Origin of the sequence: Ottowia sp. VDI28 (genome assembly GCF_049532675.1) — a bacterium.
In the GTDB taxonomy this organism is placed as follows: Bacteria; Pseudomonadota; Gammaproteobacteria; order Burkholderiales; family Burkholderiaceae_C; genus Ottowia.
The window spans coordinates 5,823,320-5,838,115 of sequence record NZ_CP149820.1 but is presented as its reverse complement, the minus strand read 5'-3'; the positions used below and the strand labels follow the sequence as shown (position 1 = coordinate 5,838,115).

The following is a 14,796-nucleotide window of genomic DNA, read 5'->3' as shown; positions in this document are numbered from 1 at the left end:
TTAATTTAATAAGTAGAAATCCTTCTATGTGGATAGAGAGTAAGCTGAAATGATGCTTTTCCATGAACTCTCTTTCTGCCATCGCCCTGGCCCTTGCCGAGGGAGGCTCGCCACTGGAGCCGGATCAGTGGCTGCACATTCCTCTGGATGAGCGGTGTGAACTGAGGCTGCTGTGGATGGTGGGCCAGCCCGGGGTGAAGGCTGTTCTGGCGCGGCGCCCCGCGCATCGCACCAAGGCCGAAGAAGAGGCCGCACTCACCGCCCTGCTGCGCTTGGGCGCCGAAACCCGCTGGGCCGACGGCCTTTGTGGCGGCGTCGATGAACATGGCTGGGATTGCATCACTTTCACCTTGGGCCACCCAGGCGATATCGAGGGCACCGAAGCTGCGCTCTGCCGCACGCTGGAGCGCTCGCTCGCCATTTCATTGCTTGCCGGGGGACGGCCATGACTGGCACGGCTTGCACCGGCAGCGCTGCATTCCAGCGCTTGGCACAGAACGTGGGCTGTTCGGTGGCGGATTCGGCGCAGGCCTCTTTCGAGCTGGTCTTCGAAGACGATCTGGCCATCACGGTCTCGCTCCATCCCAATGGAGATGAGGTGGCCGCGGACATCTGGTGCTGCAACGCGGCCCTGCTGACCGGCGCGCCTCGCCGCACGGTCATCAAGGCCCTTCTGCTGCTGAACCAGGCCATACAGTCCGGGCGGCCGCTATCCATTGGTATCGACAGCAGGGATTTCATCCTGCTGCATGGCCGTCAGGCGCTGGCGCAGCTGGATGGGCCCGCTTTCACTGAATGGCTGATCTGGCTCGCCGATCAGGGCCGCCGCGTGCGGGCATTGATACGTACGCTTAGTTTCGAGAGCGCCGAGGAGGCGCCAAGGGCTGCCGGCCATGCCGCACCCGTTCCCCGGATGGATTTCACTTCACCGAGCACTCTATGACCGCACTTGCAAGCATCACCGCGATCGATGTCCGCCGCATACGCGCCAGCAGCGCCATGTGGCAATCCTCCGCGCAGGAGGCATCAGCCGGCCAAAGTGTCTGGCATAGGCTCAAGGAGATTTTCAGCACGCCTGTCAAGAGCGTGGAGAGCCTCATCAACGCCCGGGAAAACTTCAAGAATTTTTTTCAGGAGCAGAGCCAGAAGTTGGGAATGAGCGTGCCGCCGCGGCATCAAGATCGCCTTCTCAAGCAGGGCGCGGAGTTGATGCAGCAGATTCTTGAGGGGTCGCTGAACCAGGTCATGGATGCCGCCATTTTGCGTGGCGACGGTAAGATCGGCGAGCCCGTGCTGCGCCAAGCCCTTTCCCGGGCCCACGAGCGAGCCCAGCTCGCACTCATGGAGCTGGAATCGAATGCCCTGCGCACCCGTATGGCTGATGTGCCCGTGTTTGACTTGCGGCCGCAGATTGTCGTCAGTCAGCAGCAAAGCATCCAACTGATCCGGCCGGCGCCGCGCATTGAGAACCTGGTATTGCGAGGTGGTGGGGCCAAGGGAATCGGAACCGCGCCGGCGCTCATGGAGCTGGAAAACGCTGGTTTTCTCAAGGAGTTGAAGACGGTGGTGGGTACCTCGGTGGGCGCGCTTGTGGCACTGAGCATGGCCAGCGGGCAGAGGCCCGAGGAAATTGCACGAGTGGCGGATCAGCTTGACATGGCCGAACTCAAGGACAAGCCGCAGAACTTCGAGGCGCGCTATCCCGGCGTCAACGTGGACTGGCGGGTCGGTTTTCATACGGGCCGGGCACTGGAATTGCTCGACCAGATCTCGGCGGGCAGCGTGTCTTCCTATCTTGAAAAACTGGAATTCCCGGGGCTTTCGGAAAAAGCTCCGGGAATTGGGTGAAACGAACGGCCCGGGAGCTCTGGCGCGCCTGGATACCCTGCGCCAGCAGGATTTCGAGACCGATCGTACCGGCCAGATGATCACGTTCGCTGATCTGGCGCTTCTACAGGGCCTCGATCCCGCCAGATTCAAAGCGCTGGTGCTGACTGCCTGGGACGATACCCGCAAGCGCATGGACTATTTCAGCGTGGTGAACGCGCCAGACATGCCGATCGCGGTGGCCGGGCGTATCTCGATGAGCCTGCCGGTCATATTCAAGTCCGTCACCTACGATCCTGGCGACGGCCAAGGCGCGCGCACCTTCGTCGACGGTGGCGTAGGCAGCAACATGCCCACCGAAGTGATCACGGGCGGCTTGAGCGGAAACGCTCTGGCGGAAGCGCGGTCTCGAACGGCCGTCATGACGTTCGACGACAACGGCGGCGCCTACGCCGCGATGCACCAGCCGCCCCGCGAGCGCAACGGCCTGCGTGACTGGATCATGTCCCTGATCACCGGCAACCCTAGCTACGGGCGATCGTCCATGGATGACAAGGCCAAGGTGGCGGCTGCCGGTCCCAATGCCTTCGTGGTGTTCCACGGGGACATCGAAACCCTTGATCTCGGGGCCTCGAAAGAACAGGTGGAAAAGGCCAAGCTAATGTCCACGCTCAAGACGCTGGAGCAAATCGAGCAGCGCCAAGGCCAGGCTTGTGCCGTGGAGTGCCGCAGTGTCGGTGAGTGTTTTGCCATGCTCACCAGAACGGAAAAAGAGGCTCTGCGGGAAGGCGGGGCGCCCAGCCCGCTGGATTACCCGAAGCGCGAAGCCGACCTTGCTTACCGGTTGCAGCGGCAGCTGTATGAACTATCGCTTCCGGGCTGGCGGCCGGCACCGATATCGATGCTGGTCTGAAGACTTCGCTTACATCGTTTCCAGGTCAAGAAAATCCAGCACCTCCTGCATGTGCACCTCGAAGTCGCTGAGGGCGTGATCACCGCCCTCCAGCAGCTTGAGGCGGGTGCCGGGGTAGCGGGCCGTCATTTCGCGCCAATCCAGGACCTCATCGCCCTTGGCCATGAGGGCGAAGAAGTGCTCGGGATGTGACAGCAGCCCCACCTCCAGGGCGCGCAATTCACCGATATATTGCGGCTGGAAGAAAAAGTGTTCGGCTGGGTTATGCCAGGCACTCTGCTCGCCGATGTAGCCCGCCAGATCCCGCGCCGGGTCCACGGCCGGATTGAGCACGACTGCGCGGCATCCCCGCTGTTCGGCCAGCCAGGTCGCATAAAAACCGCCCAACGACGAGCCCACCACGGCCATGCGCCTTGAATCCCAATCGGCCGTGCCCTGGGCAATAAGCGCGGCGGCCTCGGCCGGGGAGGGCGGCAACTGCGGGCACCACCAATGAACGGCGGGGTAATCTCTGGCGACTCGGGCTGCCATCTGCCGCGCCTTGGCGGATTGGGGCGAGGAACGGAAACCGTGCAGATACAGAAGGTGAGTGGTGCTCATGCCAGCATCTTAGAGGCGTGTCCGGGGGGATAATCAAGCATGTCCATTGTGTTCGAGCGACCCCCTGTGGCAGCGCCTGCTGCCCCTGCTGCGCGGCTTTGATTGGCTGCTGTTGCTGGCAGTCTCCTTGTTGGCGGGTGCGGGGCTGATGGCCATGTATTCATCCGGCTACGACCACGGCACGCGCTTTGTCGATCATGGCCGCAACATGATGCTGGCCGCCGGCATCTTGTTCGTCGTCGCGCAGATTCCTCCTCAACGTTTGATGTCCTTGGCGCCGCCGCTGTATGTGCTGGGCGTGACGCTGCTGGTGGCCGTGGCATTGTTCGGCATCACCAAGAAGGGCGCGCAGCGCTGGATCAACGTGGGTGTGGTGATCCAGCCGAGCGAGTTGCTGAAAATCGCCACGCCGCTCATGCTCGCCTGGTGGTTTCAGCAGCGCGAAGGGCACAAGCGGCGGATGGACTTTGTGGTCGCTTTCATCCTGCTGGCCGTGCCGGTCGGGCTGATCATGAAGCAGCCCGATCTTGGTACGGCGTTGCTGGTGATGTCCGCGGGCCTCGCGGTGATTTTTTTGCCGGCCTGTCGTGGAAGCTGGTGATTCCGCCGGTGCTGGCCGGGGCCCTCGCCATCGTGCTGATCGTCGCCTATGAACCGCAAATCTGCGCCGACGGCGTGCGTTGGCCGGTGCTGCATGATTACCAGCAACAAAGGATCTGCACCTTGCTGGATCCGGCGCGTGATCCCCTGGGCAAGGGGTTTCACATCCTGCAGGGCATGATCGCCATCGGCTCAGGGGGGTCTATGGCAAGGGCTTCATGCAAGGCACCCAGACCCACCTGGAGTTCATTCCCGAGCGCACCACGGACTTCATCTTCGCCGCCTTCTCCGAGGAGTTCGGACTGGCCGGCAACCTCGCGCTGATTGCGGGCTTCATCTTCCTGATAACCCGCGGCATGGTCATCGCGGCAGAGGCGTCGACCTTGTTTTCCCGCCTCCTGGCTGCCGGCATCACCAGCATCTTCTTCACCTATGCTTTTGTCAACATGGGCATGGTGAGCGGTATCCTGCCGGTGGTGGGTGTGCCGCTGCCCTTCATCAGCTACGGCGGTACCGCCATGGTGACCTTGGGGCTGGGGCTGGGCCTTTTGATGTCGGTTGCCAAAGCCAGGCGTTCGGCTCAGACCTGAGAACGTGTTTACGATCTCTTCGCGGGCCCGTTGCGCCCGAAAACCTGCGGTCATGGCGCCACGCCAGTGTGCGTTACCGCACGATTGCGCAGAACCGCGTATAAAGCGGGGGCGGCAAGGTGCAAAAATGCGCCACCAGTCGTGATTTTGCAAACATCTTGGAAGGAGTTTTCATGGCAGGAAAGTTCGAACTCAAGAAATCGAAGAACGATAAATTCTTTTTCAATCTTCACGCCAGCAATGGGCAAATTATCCTGAGCAGCGAGATGTACGAGACCAAGGCCAGCGCGGTCAATGGCATCGAATCCGTGAAGAAAAATGGCGGCAACGCCGCCAGCTACGAGAAACTGACGGGCAAGGACGGCTCTCCTTATTTCACCCTCAAGGCCGCCAACCACCAGGTCATCGGGCAAAGCCAGATGTATTCCAGTGAAGCCACCCGTGATGCAGGCATCGCCTCTTGCGTGACCCACGCGCCCGGTGCCGCAGTGGACGACCAGACGGCCTGACATTGCGCTTCAACGCCATCCAACCGCCTTCGGGCGGTTTTTTTGTTGAATATCCGGCGCAGTCCGACAGGCGGCGCGGGTAACTCGCACTATCATGTGCTGACCACTTTTTATAACCCTGCTCGATGCTGCCTTCAGCTTTCTTATTCGCTGTCCGCCGCATTCGGGCGACATGGTTGATGACGCTCGCGGCCCTTGCATTGATTGGGTGCGGCAGCTTGCCGAAAGATGTTGAGCGGCCTGTGTCGAAGGCGCTGCCCGCCAATGTGGCGACGCCGCTCGGCGAGTTGGTGCAGGCCCGCCGGCCGGGAGCGCGTGAAGGGGTGTCAGGCTTCGCACTGATCGACTCGGCCGATTCGGCCTATTCGAGCCGGCTGGCGTTGACGGAGATGGCGCAGAAGACGCTTGACATCCAGTACTACGCCATCCATGCCGATCCCAGTACACGCGAGCTGCTGCGTGCCGTGCGGGCGGCCGCTGCTCGGGGTGTACGCATCCGCATTCTGCTCGACGACTTTCACTCCACAGGGCTGAACGCGCAAGTGATGCGAATGGCGTTCATTCCGGGCGTCGAGATGCGTATGTTCAACCCCATCCCGGGCGCCAGGGGCGCCGGATTGCTTCGGGCGCTTGGTTCACTGAACGATTTCGAGCGTATTCAGCACCGCATGCACAACAAGCTGTATATCGCCGATAACGCATGGGGCATTACGGGCGGACGAAATCTGGGCGACGCCTATTTCGGCCACTCAAAGGAAAGCAACTTCATTGATCTGGATGTATTGGCTGCTGGCGCCGTGGTGCGCGATATGTCGGCTAGTTTTGATCATTACTGGAACAATCCTCTGGCCTATCCTGTGTCCTCATTGATCACCCAGGAAGAGTTGCGGAGGATGCGGGAAGCCGAGATGGGATCTGAAGATCCTGCCATCGGACAGGCGCCACCTGATCTGCCCCATGCCATGGATCTTGCCAAACTTCCATTGATCTGGGCGCCAGCCGCACTGCTGGTGGACAAGCCGGCCAAGCTGATCCCAGAAGAGCATGAAGAACATGCTCAGGATACGGTGGTGGACGGGCTGCTTTCTCTGATGCAGCAGGCTAGGCGCGATGTGCTTGTCGTCTCGCCTTATTTCGTGCCCGGTGCGAAGATGATGGAGGTTCTGACCAGCATGCGCGCGCGGGGGTGAGCGTGCGCATACTGACCAATTCACTATCCTCCAACGATGCGCCGTTGGCTCACGTAGGCTATGCGCGGTATCGGCGCGAGTTGCTCAAGATAGGCGTGGAATTGCATGAGATGCGTGCCCTTCCACGGCGGGCAGGGCGCACGGTCTTTGGCACGTCCGGAGGTGGCTCCAAGGCGAGCCTGCATGCCAAGCTGATCGTGATCGACGGCCGGATCACCAGCATAGGTTCGATGAATCTGGATCTGAGATCCAAGCTACAGAACAGTGAAGTGGCCTTGCTGATCCGGAGCAAAGCGCTGTCGAAGCAGGCGGCCGGGCTTGTCCAGACGACTTTGGATGAAAGTGCTTGGCTCCTTGGTCTCGATGATGGGAACCTGATCTGGAAGGCGCCGCCCGAAGCGGAGTTTGATGACGCCGACTCCGAGCCCGACGCGGGCCTTGGGCTGCGCTTCCTCCTTTGGCTTCTCGGACCGCTTGCGCCGGATGAGATGCTTTGAATCTGCGCGCGAAGACGTGGAACACGCTCTAGAACGTGTTCAAGATCTCGTCGCGAGGGCCATTGTGTTCGAAAAGCTGTGGCTGCAAGGCGAAAAACGCAGGGATACCTCGTGGTATCGCGAGTATTTTCAACGCTGCAGACGCAGTTTTTCGGGCGCAAGGGACCCGCGAGGAGATTTTGAACACGTTCTTAGCCTTTGACGCCCAGGCGCTGTATCTCCGAAAGAATCACATCCTTGGCGGCCTGCGCGACCCTGGCGCCTGCTTGCCGGCTTCCCGCCCCTGCATAGTGTGGGGTAATGATCAGGTTTGGCGCGGCCCAGAGCTCATCATCCTCGGGCAAAGGCTCAGGGTCGGTGACGTCCAGGCCGGCGCCTTGCAAGTGACCGTCTTGCAGGCAGCGCAGCAGCCCTCGGCGCTCCACTAGGGGCCCCCTGCCCACGTTGATCAGGAAACTGCCCGGATTCATCTGCCGGATGGCTTCTTCCGAAACGATGCCCGAGGTCAGATCGCTGAGCGAAATCGCGCAGACCAAAACATCTGCGCCCTGGAGCGCTTCCCGGATCTGCGGCAATTGGAAGGCCTTCGCGGGTGCGGCAGGCTTTGCCGGACTGCGCGAGACGAAACGGATGTCCACACCGAAGGCAGCCAGGACTTTTGCCAGATACTGGCCGATTGCGCCGTGGCCCAGCAGTACGACACTCTTGCCTTCAAGCGAGGTAGCGCGCCGCGAAAGCTCGCCTTTGGCCCATCGGTGTGCACGCTGCTGCTCCCACGCCCCGGGCAGGCACCGCATCAAGGCGAACAGGAGCGCGATGGCGTGATCGCCTACGGCGTTGGCTGTCGCACCGGGGGTGTTCGTGGTTCGTATGTGAGGCGGCAACTGGCACAGCGCGAGGCCATCATCTCCGGCACTGACCAGGTGCAGCCATTTCAGCACGTTGTCCGACTGGAGCACGGAGCCGATCAGTGCCGCTTCTTCGGGCGAGGGGTTGGCCGCGATCAGGCCGTCAGCCTTGGGCAAGGCCGCGGCGACCTCCTCCCGGGATTTGACCACCTCCAGTTCAACGGCTTCGAGGCTCTGAAGCATCGCGATGAGTTCGTCGCGCCCCAGGGGAATGTTCGGCCAATAGATGACTTTCATTTTTCAGGCTCTTGTGATGAGGTAGGGTGCTAACGCCTCTTCATTGATATCGGCACCCCAGCCTGGGCGGTCAGGCAGTGTGATGTGGCCATGCGCGATGTCCAGGGGGTGGGTGAGAAACTGTTTGGTCCAGGGCGCCTCGTCCGGACGATACTCCATGATCCTGGCATTGGGGACGGCCGCGCAGAAATGCAGGCTCATGAGGCTCCCCATATCTCCCACCGGATTGTGCGGCGCCACGTGGGTATCGAAGGCGTCTGCCAGGTTGGCGACTTTCACGGATTGGTAGACGCCGTTCCACATGACATCCACGATGACGGTATCTACCGTTTGCCCCGAGATGTAGGGGCGGTATTCGTCGATGCCATGCAGGCTCTCAAGAGAGGCGATGGGCGTGCGGCTGCTTTGCCTGATACGTGCCAGCGCTTCTGGGTCGTGAATGTCGATCTCGAGCCAGTACAGGCCAAGGTCTTCCAGGGCGCGCGCGATCCGCATGCCTCCTTCCGTGCGCTGGCTGAAATTGACATCCAGCATCAAATCCACCTCGGAACCGCATCCGGACCGGAGCGTGAACAACTGCTCGCGCAACAGGGACAGTTGGGCACTGGTCATGGACCGGTCCAGGAACCCCGGTGCGATCCGGAATCCTGGGTTGGCCATGGTGGGTTTTTCGCCGAAAGTGAGCGGATTGGTCTTCGCGGCGGTAAATCCCCGCGCCACAACCTCGCGTCCGATGGCTTCGAGGTCGTCGAGGCGCCTGACGGGTTGGTAACCCCAGCTTTCGAAGGCTTCGGCGTGCCGGGCGCGAAAGCTGCCGCAATGCGTCCAGTACAGGCGCATGGAGTTTCGGAACGGACCTCCCAGGAGCTTGGCGACGGGCACGTTGGCTGCCTTGGCCGCAATATCCAGGCAGGCATTTTCGATGGCGGCGACCGCTTGATGATTGACGCCGCCCTTGGCAGGGCGGGTCGTGGCGAGCAAGGATTCGCTCACGGCACCATAGGCGGTGGGGTCCATCCCTTTGGCCATTTGTCCGTGAGCCTCGATCAAGGGGGCAAGCGATGTGCCGGAGAACGCGTCGTAATACTCCGCCCAGCCGACCAGACCCTCATCCGTGCTGACTTTGACATACGAGCACGTGCGGTAACCGCCATCTGCGTGCAAGGTCTGGATATTGGAAATTTTCATTGAAGACTATTTCTGGCGCTGATGAACTTTGTTTTCGATTTCGCCCGCGAAATGCTTGACCGCGCGGATCAACTCGTCTTGCGGTGGCACGGCGATCTGAGTATGCGTGCCCACGCAAACCAGAGCGGCGATCATCTTGTGGTTGGGATCAAGGATGGGGGCCGCCAGGGAATGAAGGCCGCTGGAGATTTCGCCGGCCGAGTACTCGAAGCCGCGCAACCGGATCTTCTCCAGGTGGGCTGCATCGACCCCGGACGAATCGTCCAGACCGTATTTGTCGCTTCCGCCGAAGGCCATCAGCAGCCGGCCTGCCGCCGAGCCGCGCAAGGGCACGGCCAGACCGTTGCGCACGGTGACCGCGACCATTTGCGCACTTTCCGCCACATACGCCATGCGAAGTCCCCGCCCTGAAACGAGCGCGAGGGCCGAGGTGAGCGAAACCGTGTCGCGCAGCCCTTTGACTTCGCGCTCCGCGAGTCCGACCAGATCGAATTGGGTAATGGCCTGTTGCCCCAACTCCACCAGCCGCCATCCCAGCCGGTACTTGCCCGCTTCGTCCTGGCTCAGGGCGCCCAGGGACCTCAGGGTGACCAGGTGCCGTTGAATCCGGGCCTTCTGCTCTCCCATCCGCCGGGCGATCTCGGTCACGCCAATGGGGTGGTCGACCGAACCCACTTGCTCCAAGACCTGGAAGGCCAGGCTGACGGAGCTGATCCTGGCCGAGCCGTCTTCTGAAGATTCATCCGCTGCCGCTTCTAGATTCAATTCGATCACTCCAACTTGATTCCCCGGCTCCTGATCAGATCGCCCCATTTCTTGGTGTCCGACTCGATCAATGATTTGAATGACTCCGGAGAGGAGGTCATGACCCGTTGATCGAGTGCCAGCTTGCCCTTGACGGAGGGCTGTTGCATGCCCGCCGCAATGACCTGGTTGAACTCCGTGATGAGATTCCTGGACATCCCTGCCGGGGCCACGACGCCATGCCAATACGATACAACCAACTCTGGAAAGCCCGCTTCCTTGAATGTGGGAACATCCGGCAGGTCAGGAAGCCGGTTCTCGCTGGAGATCGCGATGATGCGAAGCGTCTTGGCCTGATGATGGGGCGCCTGGTTGGCAATAGGCCCCGCATAGGCCGTGAGATGGCCTCCCAGCAGATCGCCAATGCCTTGCACATCGCTCTTGTAGGGCACCAGATCGAATTTCACGCCGCTGACGATGCTGCCCAGTTCCATCATCAGGTGTGGTGAGCCGCCTTTGCCCAATGACCCATAGGCCAGCTGGTTTCCGTTTTTTTGACGTGATCGACCAGTTCCTTGAAGTTGTGCGCGGGCACCTGGTTGGCAACTGAGAGACCGGTATAGCCCTGAATGGTCGACGTGATGGGCGCGAAGTTGCTGTGGGAAAACCGGATGCTCGGATAGAGCGCCAGATTCGTGGTCAGTGTGGGCCAGGCCGCCCAAAGCAGCGTATTGCCGTCAGGGCGTGCGCGAGCCACGTATTCCGCTCCGATGATGGAATTGGCCCCAGGCTTGTTGTCCACGATGACCGGCCGCTTCAGCGCGCCTGACATGTACTCTGCCAAGGTCCGGATGATTCCATCCACCGCACCGCCGGCGCCGTAGGGGAAAACAATGGTCAGAGGGGCATCAGTCCTGCCTGACTGCGCGAAAACCATGCGTGGAGCGCACAGCGAGGCTGCGGTTCCACTCAGCAGAAGCCGTCTTTTCATCATATCTCCATGGATCTTTATGGGATACATCGTATCTTTATGGGATACAAAAAGACAGGCCGGGTTTATTCTTAATATTTTTTTCTTATAACAATGGGCGGGTTGGAGCAGGCCACATTCACTTCAATGCTTGCGCTTCACCGTAGGTAATCAGGCTCAGCGCTTCGCGCACGGCTTGCATGCGCTCGGCTCCCACCAGGGCCATGTACTCGTCTTCGATCTGCTGAATGCTGGCATGCATGCATTTCAGGTATTCCAGGCCCGGTTCGGTGAACTTGACCAGGAAGGCCCGTTTGTCGGCGCCGTCCGGCTCCCGGTGCAACAGGCCCGCCTCTTCCAGTTCCTTCACCAGCCGGCCCACGGCTTGCTTGGAGACGCCCAGGCGCTTGGCCAGATCCACGCTGCGGGTGCCATCCAGATCAATGAATGGCAGCAAGCGGCCGCTTGCCTGGTTCATTACCGCCTTGTGCCCTTGCGCCAGGCTCATGACGGTCTCGTCACCCCGCATGCGATCGGCCAGGCGCTCCAGGAAGTCGCGCCGTGCGAGCAGGAGCAAGCGGCCGATGCCGTAACGGCGGGAAACCTGTAGCGTTTGCAGTTGATTTCGAGTGAGCATGCGTGGATGAATGTAGCACCTGGGGTGGGCCCATGCCGGGAAATCCAAACTGTAATGGTAAACAGTGTTGACTAGTTTGTGATTTGATCTTAGATTCGCGGTCAAGCTGATCGAGTTGCAAAAGGAGAGCCATGTTTCATAAGGTGCTGGTCGCCAACCGAGGCGCTGTGGCGGCGCGCGTCCTGCGGGCGCTGAAGTCGCTCGGTATCCGTACAGTGGCGGTGTATTCGGAGGCGGATGCGGATCTTCCTTACCTGGCCATGGCCGATGAAGCCCACGCCATCGGAGCCGCCGACGCGCGCAGCAGCTACCTGAATCAGGATGTGCTGCTGGATGTGATCCGGCGCACCGGTGCGGATGGCGTGCACCCTGGCTATGGGTTTCTGTCGGAGAACGCGGACTTCGCCGAGCGTGTGGTGGCCGCCGGTGCCGGCTTTATCGGCCCCAGCCCCCGGTGGATCGCGGCCATGGGCCACAAGACCCGCGCACGGGATCTGATGGCGACCCACGGCATGCCCATGGGCAGCAGCTCCGAGCTGTTGGACGAGGACGAGCAACGCACGCTCGCGCAGGCCGCGCGCGTAGGATTTCCTGTGCTGGTGAAACCGGCCGGCGGCGGAGGCGGCATCGGCATGCTGCCCGCCCGGGACGGTGCTGAGCTGCTGAAAGCCGTGGCGCAGGCGCGTTCATTAGCGCAGCGAAGCTTTGGCAACGCCGAGCTCTATCTGGAGAGGCTCATTGAGCGCCCGCGGCATGTCGAGTTTCAGATTCTGGCCGACCGGCACGGGAATGTGCGGCATCTTTTCGAGCGCGACTGTTCCGTGCAGCGCCGGCACCAAAAAGTGATCGAAGAGGCTGGCGCGCCTCGTATTCCAAGGGTACAGCTGGATCAGGCGGCAGAGAACATCAGCGGCATCCTGGCGGGCCTGGGCTACGACGTGATCGGCACTGTGGAGACGTTGTATGACGGACAGAGCGGCTTCCATTTCCTGGAGATGAACACGAGGCTGCAAGTGGAGCACGCAGTGACCGAGGAGGTCACCGGTATCGATCTCGTGGCGTCCCAGGTGCGCCTTGCATGGGGCGAGCGGCTTGACCAGGTGCTGCCGCAGGAGGTGGCCCTGCATGGCCACGCGATCGAGGCCCGCATCTACGCCGAGGATCCTGTGAAATTCTTCCCTTCGCCAGGAGTGCTCAAGACGCTGCGCCTGCCTGCGGGCGAGGGCATCCGCGTGGAAACGGGGTATGCCGAAGGGGCCCGGGTCACGCCTTACTACGACCCGATGATCGCCAAAGTGATTGCACGGGGTGCTTCGCGTGCAGAGGCCATCAGCCGCCTGCGGGAAGGGCTGGCCGCCACGGTGGTTGAAGGCGTGAAAACGAACATTCCGTTTGTACAGAGGGTGTTGTCGAGCCCCGAGTTCGTGGCGGGTGATGTTCACACCGGCCTTGGCGGAGAGGTGCTGGCACGCGCCAGGACCGAAGCCGCCGCCGAAGCGGTTGCCTGAGTTGATGTTTGAAAGAAGGAGTTGGAGATGGCGCGCATTGAAGTAAGGGCAGAGGTGACCGGAAAGGTCTGGAAGATCCTGGTGCCCGTCGGGGAGCGGGTGGACGCCGAGGATCCTGTGATGGTGGTGGAGTCGATGAAGATGGAGATTCCGGTTTCCAGTGAACAAGGCGGCGAGGTCGTCGAGCTGATGGTCAGCGAGGGCGATGCGGTGGAGGATGGGCAGGTGGTAGCAATCATCCAGACCTGACCACTATGTGCCTGTAACGCCAAAGGAGACGAAAGCATGAGCTGGAGAGAAGAGGCCGAAGAGATTCATCGGCGGAGACAACTTGCCGAGGCTTGCGGCGGACCCGCCGCCGTGGAAAAGCACCACGCCGCCGGCAAGCTGACGGTGCGCGAGCGCATCGGACGCCTGTTGGACGAACGTTCCTTTCGCGAGGTCGGCAAGCTGGCTGGCAAGGCGGTCTATACCGACGGCAAGCTGACAAGCTTCGAGCCCGCACCCTATGTGATGGGGCTCGGCGCCATCGATGGCCGCGCGGTGGCGGTAGGGGGTGAGGATTACACCATTCGGGCCGGCACCGGTTTCGGAAGCGATCGGCGCAAAGGCGGGCAAGGGGGGTTTGTTGAGGACCTGGCCTATGAATACCGGATTCCGCTGGTGAATCTGATCGACGGCACCGGCGGTACGGTCAATACGGTCAAGCGCAAGGGCTACTCGGTGATTCCGGGTTACGGCTGGGACGGCTTTGAGCGCTCAGCCTCTCTGCTGGGGATCGTGCCGGTGGTCAGCGCGGTGATGGGCACGGTAGCTGGCGGGCCTGCGGGCCGCGCGGTGTTGGCGCACTGGACCGTGATGGTGCGGGGCACCAGCCAGATCTTCGCGGCGGGGCCTCCGGTGGTCGAGCGGGCTTTCGGCACGCGGCTGCACAAGAACGACCTGGGCGGCGCCGGAATTGCCGCCGATACGGCAGGCACCATAGACAACGTGGCTGACAACGAGGAAGACTGCCTGCGCCAGATCCGCCGGTTTCTCTCCTACATGCCGCAGAACGCCTGGGAACTGCCGCCGTCGATCGTGCCGGCCGACCGGGCCGATCGCTGTGAGGATGCCCTGGTCGACATCGTGCCGCGCTCCGAGCGGCGGGCCTACAACATGAAAAAACTCATCGGCATGGTGGTCGATGAAGGTTCCATGTTCGAGATCCAGCCCAGCTTCGGGCGCGCGGTGATCACCACGCTGGCGCGCATGAATGGGCATGTGGTGGGTGTGGTCGCCAATAACCCTATGGTCGGCGGCATTGTCGACGTGAAGGCTGCGCGCAAGCAAACCCACTTCATCGAGCTTTGCGATTCGTTCAATATCCCGCTGGTGTTTTTCGTCGACGTGCCTGGCCTGCTGGTCGGCGTGGAGTCCGAATCCGAGGCGATCATGCGCTTCGGCATTCAGCAGCGGTACGCACTGGCGCAGGCCACGGTGCCGGTCTACACGGTCATCGTCCGCAAGTGTTTCGGTGTGGCCGGCGGCAGCGTGATGGACCGCGCCGGGCTCAACTTCAAGATTGCCTGGCCCTCGGCGAGCTGGGGCTCCTTGCCGATCGAGGGAGGTGTCAAAGCTGCCTACCGCAAGGAGATCGAGGAAGCGCCCGATCCCAAGGCACGCGAGGCGGAAATCGAGGCCGAATTGCGGGCGCTGTCTTCGCCTTTCCGCACGGCTGAGGCTTTCGCTGTGGAAGACCTGATCGATCCTCGCGAGACCCGGCCCTACCTGTGCCAGTTCATCGACGCAGCGCAGAACCGGCTGCGTACCCAGCTCGGGCCCAAGGCACGCACCGGCGTGCGGCCGTAACCGAAGCCTTAACTACCAGGAGACAAC

General features: G+C 61.6%; 13 protein-coding genes and 3 pseudogenes. 10 read left to right on the top strand and 6 right to left on the bottom strand.

All coding sequences use genetic code 11. From position 1 onward, the window contains the following. Positions 1-62: 62 nt before the first annotated feature. Genes WJU18_RS27695 through WJU18_RS27680 form a run of 4 tightly spaced genes read left to right on the top strand, consistent with a single transcriptional unit; the run spans position 63 to position 2,740 of the window. Positions 63-449 carry a hypothetical protein gene (locus tag WJU18_RS27695; RefSeq protein ID WP_423457290.1) on the top strand — a complete coding sequence of 129 codons (387 nt, stop codon included), beginning with the start codon at positions 63-65 and terminating at the stop codon, positions 447-449. Continuing rightward, positions 446-943 carry a type III secretion system chaperone gene (locus tag WJU18_RS27690; protein WP_423457288.1) on the top strand — a complete coding sequence of 166 codons (498 nt, stop codon included), beginning with the start codon at positions 446-448 and terminating at the stop codon, positions 941-943. The genes WJU18_RS27695 and WJU18_RS27690 overlap by 4 nt, the downstream gene beginning before the upstream one ends. Next, positions 940-1,848 carry a patatin-like phospholipase family protein gene (locus tag WJU18_RS27685; protein WP_423457287.1) on the top strand — a complete coding sequence of 303 codons (909 nt, stop codon included), beginning with the start codon at positions 940-942 and terminating at the stop codon, positions 1,846-1,848. The genes WJU18_RS27690 and WJU18_RS27685 overlap by 4 nt, the downstream gene beginning before the upstream one ends. Beyond that, positions 1,841-2,740, top strand: a complete 900-nt coding sequence (locus tag WJU18_RS27680; protein WP_423457286.1) for a patatin-like phospholipase family protein — start codon at positions 1,841-1,843, stop codon at positions 2,738-2,740. Before WJU18_RS27685 ends, WJU18_RS27680 begins: the two co-directional genes overlap by 8 nt. A 9-nt stretch (positions 2,741-2,749) precedes the next feature. On the opposite strand, the gene WJU18_RS27675 is transcribed toward WJU18_RS27680, so the two are convergent. Beyond that, entirely contained in the window at positions 2,750-3,340 is a 591-nt protein-coding gene (locus WJU18_RS27675) for a YqiA/YcfP family alpha/beta fold hydrolase (RefSeq protein ID WP_423457285.1), read from the bottom strand. 39 nt (positions 3,341-3,379) lie between these two features. Here WJU18_RS27675 and rodA point away from each other — a divergent pair. The 3 genes and pseudogenes from rodA to WJU18_RS27660 all read left to right on the top strand — a co-directional run bounded on the left by rodA (position 3,380) and on the right by WJU18_RS27660 (position 6,726). Next, a pseudogene (gene rodA / locus WJU18_RS27670) lies at positions 3,380-4,530 on the top strand (rod shape-determining protein RodA). A 173-nt stretch (positions 4,531-4,703) separates the two neighbouring features. Beyond that, complete coding sequence (locus WJU18_RS27665; RefSeq protein WP_423457284.1) at positions 4,704-5,039, top strand: YegP family protein; 336 nt, start codon at positions 4,704-4,706, stop codon at positions 5,037-5,039. Between the two features lie 125 nt (positions 5,040-5,164). Then, positions 5,165-6,726, top strand: a pseudogene (locus tag WJU18_RS27660) (phospholipase D family protein). Positions 6,727-6,917: 191 nt separating this feature from the next. Here WJU18_RS27660 and WJU18_RS27655 read toward each other — a convergent pair. The 5 genes and pseudogenes from WJU18_RS27655 to WJU18_RS27635 form a co-directional block, all read right to left on the bottom strand. After that, positions 6,918-7,871: an NAD(P)-dependent oxidoreductase gene (locus tag WJU18_RS27655; RefSeq protein WP_423457283.1), complete on the bottom strand. Its 954-nt coding sequence runs from the start codon at positions 7,869-7,871 to the stop codon at positions 6,918-6,920. A gap of 3 nt (positions 7,872-7,874) precedes the next feature. Further along, positions 7,875-9,059: a mandelate racemase/muconate lactonizing enzyme family protein gene (locus WJU18_RS27650; RefSeq protein ID WP_423457282.1), complete on the bottom strand. Its 1,185-nt coding sequence runs from the start codon at positions 9,057-9,059 to the stop codon at positions 7,875-7,877. A gap of 6 nt (positions 9,060-9,065) precedes the next feature. Then, on the bottom strand, positions 9,066-9,824 hold the full coding sequence (locus WJU18_RS27645) for an IclR family transcriptional regulator (protein WP_423457281.1): 759 nt from the start codon (positions 9,822-9,824) through the stop codon (positions 9,066-9,068). A gap of 5 nt (positions 9,825-9,829) precedes the next feature. Then, positions 9,830-10,635, bottom strand: a pseudogene (locus WJU18_RS27640) (Bug family tripartite tricarboxylate transporter substrate binding protein). 277 nt (positions 10,636-10,912) lie between these two features. Next, complete coding sequence (locus WJU18_RS27635; RefSeq protein WP_423457280.1) at positions 10,913-11,410, bottom strand: MarR family winged helix-turn-helix transcriptional regulator; 498 nt, start codon at positions 11,408-11,410, stop codon at positions 10,913-10,915. Between the two features lie 131 nt (positions 11,411-11,541). Here WJU18_RS27635 and WJU18_RS27630 point away from each other — a divergent pair, with 131 nt between their 5' ends. The 3 genes from WJU18_RS27630 to WJU18_RS27620 are packed head-to-tail and all read left to right on the top strand — an operon-like array spanning position 11,542 to position 14,769. Continuing rightward, positions 11,542-12,918: an acetyl-CoA carboxylase biotin carboxylase subunit gene (locus tag WJU18_RS27630; protein ID WP_423457278.1), complete on the top strand. Its 1,377-nt coding sequence runs from the start codon at positions 11,542-11,544 to the stop codon at positions 12,916-12,918. A gap of 27 nt (positions 12,919-12,945) precedes the next feature. Continuing rightward, positions 12,946-13,167 (top strand): acetyl-CoA carboxylase biotin carboxyl carrier protein subunit, encoded by a 222-nt coding sequence (locus WJU18_RS27625; RefSeq protein ID WP_423457276.1) that lies wholly within the window; start codon positions 12,946-12,948, stop codon positions 13,165-13,167. Between the two features lie 36 nt (positions 13,168-13,203). Then, positions 13,204-14,769, top strand: coding sequence for an acyl-CoA carboxylase subunit beta (locus WJU18_RS27620; RefSeq protein ID WP_423457275.1), 1,566 nt, complete (start codon positions 13,204-13,206; stop codon positions 14,767-14,769). The last annotated feature ends 27 nt before the right edge of the window (positions 14,770-14,796 follow it).

What these genes read in the sequence shown, in the direction of transcription:
- WJU18_RS27635 (WP_423457280.1), bottom strand. Translation starts at nt 11,410, where the DNA reads ATGCTCACTCGAAATCAACTGCAAACGCTACAGGTTTCCCGCCGTTAC.
- WJU18_RS27685 (WP_423457287.1), top strand. Translation starts at nt 940, where the DNA reads ATGACCGCACTTGCAAGCATCACCGCGATCGATGTCCGCCGCATACGC.
- WJU18_RS27695 (WP_423457290.1), top strand. Translation starts at nt 63, where the DNA reads ATGAACTCTCTTTCTGCCATCGCCCTGGCCCTTGCCGAGGGAGGCTCG.
- WJU18_RS27650 (WP_423457282.1), bottom strand. Translation starts at nt 9,059, where the DNA reads ATGAAAATTTCCAATATCCAGACCTTGCACGCAGATGGCGGTTACCGC.
- WJU18_RS27620 (WP_423457275.1), top strand. Translation starts at nt 13,204, where the DNA reads ATGAGCTGGAGAGAAGAGGCCGAAGAGATTCATCGGCGGAGACAACTT.
- WJU18_RS27655 (WP_423457283.1), bottom strand. Translation starts at nt 7,871, where the DNA reads ATGAAAGTCATCTATTGGCCGAACATTCCCCTGGGGCGCGACGAACTC.
- WJU18_RS27625 (WP_423457276.1), top strand. Translation starts at nt 12,946, where the DNA reads ATGGCGCGCATTGAAGTAAGGGCAGAGGTGACCGGAAAGGTCTGGAAG.
- WJU18_RS27690 (WP_423457288.1), top strand. Translation starts at nt 446, where the DNA reads ATGACTGGCACGGCTTGCACCGGCAGCGCTGCATTCCAGCGCTTGGCA.
- WJU18_RS27675 (WP_423457285.1), bottom strand. Translation starts at nt 3,340, where the DNA reads ATGAGCACCACTCACCTTCTGTATCTGCACGGTTTCCGTTCCTCGCCC.
- WJU18_RS27630 (WP_423457278.1), top strand. Translation starts at nt 11,542, where the DNA reads ATGTTTCATAAGGTGCTGGTCGCCAACCGAGGCGCTGTGGCGGCGCGC.
- WJU18_RS27665 (WP_423457284.1), top strand. Translation starts at nt 4,704, where the DNA reads ATGGCAGGAAAGTTCGAACTCAAGAAATCGAAGAACGATAAATTCTTT.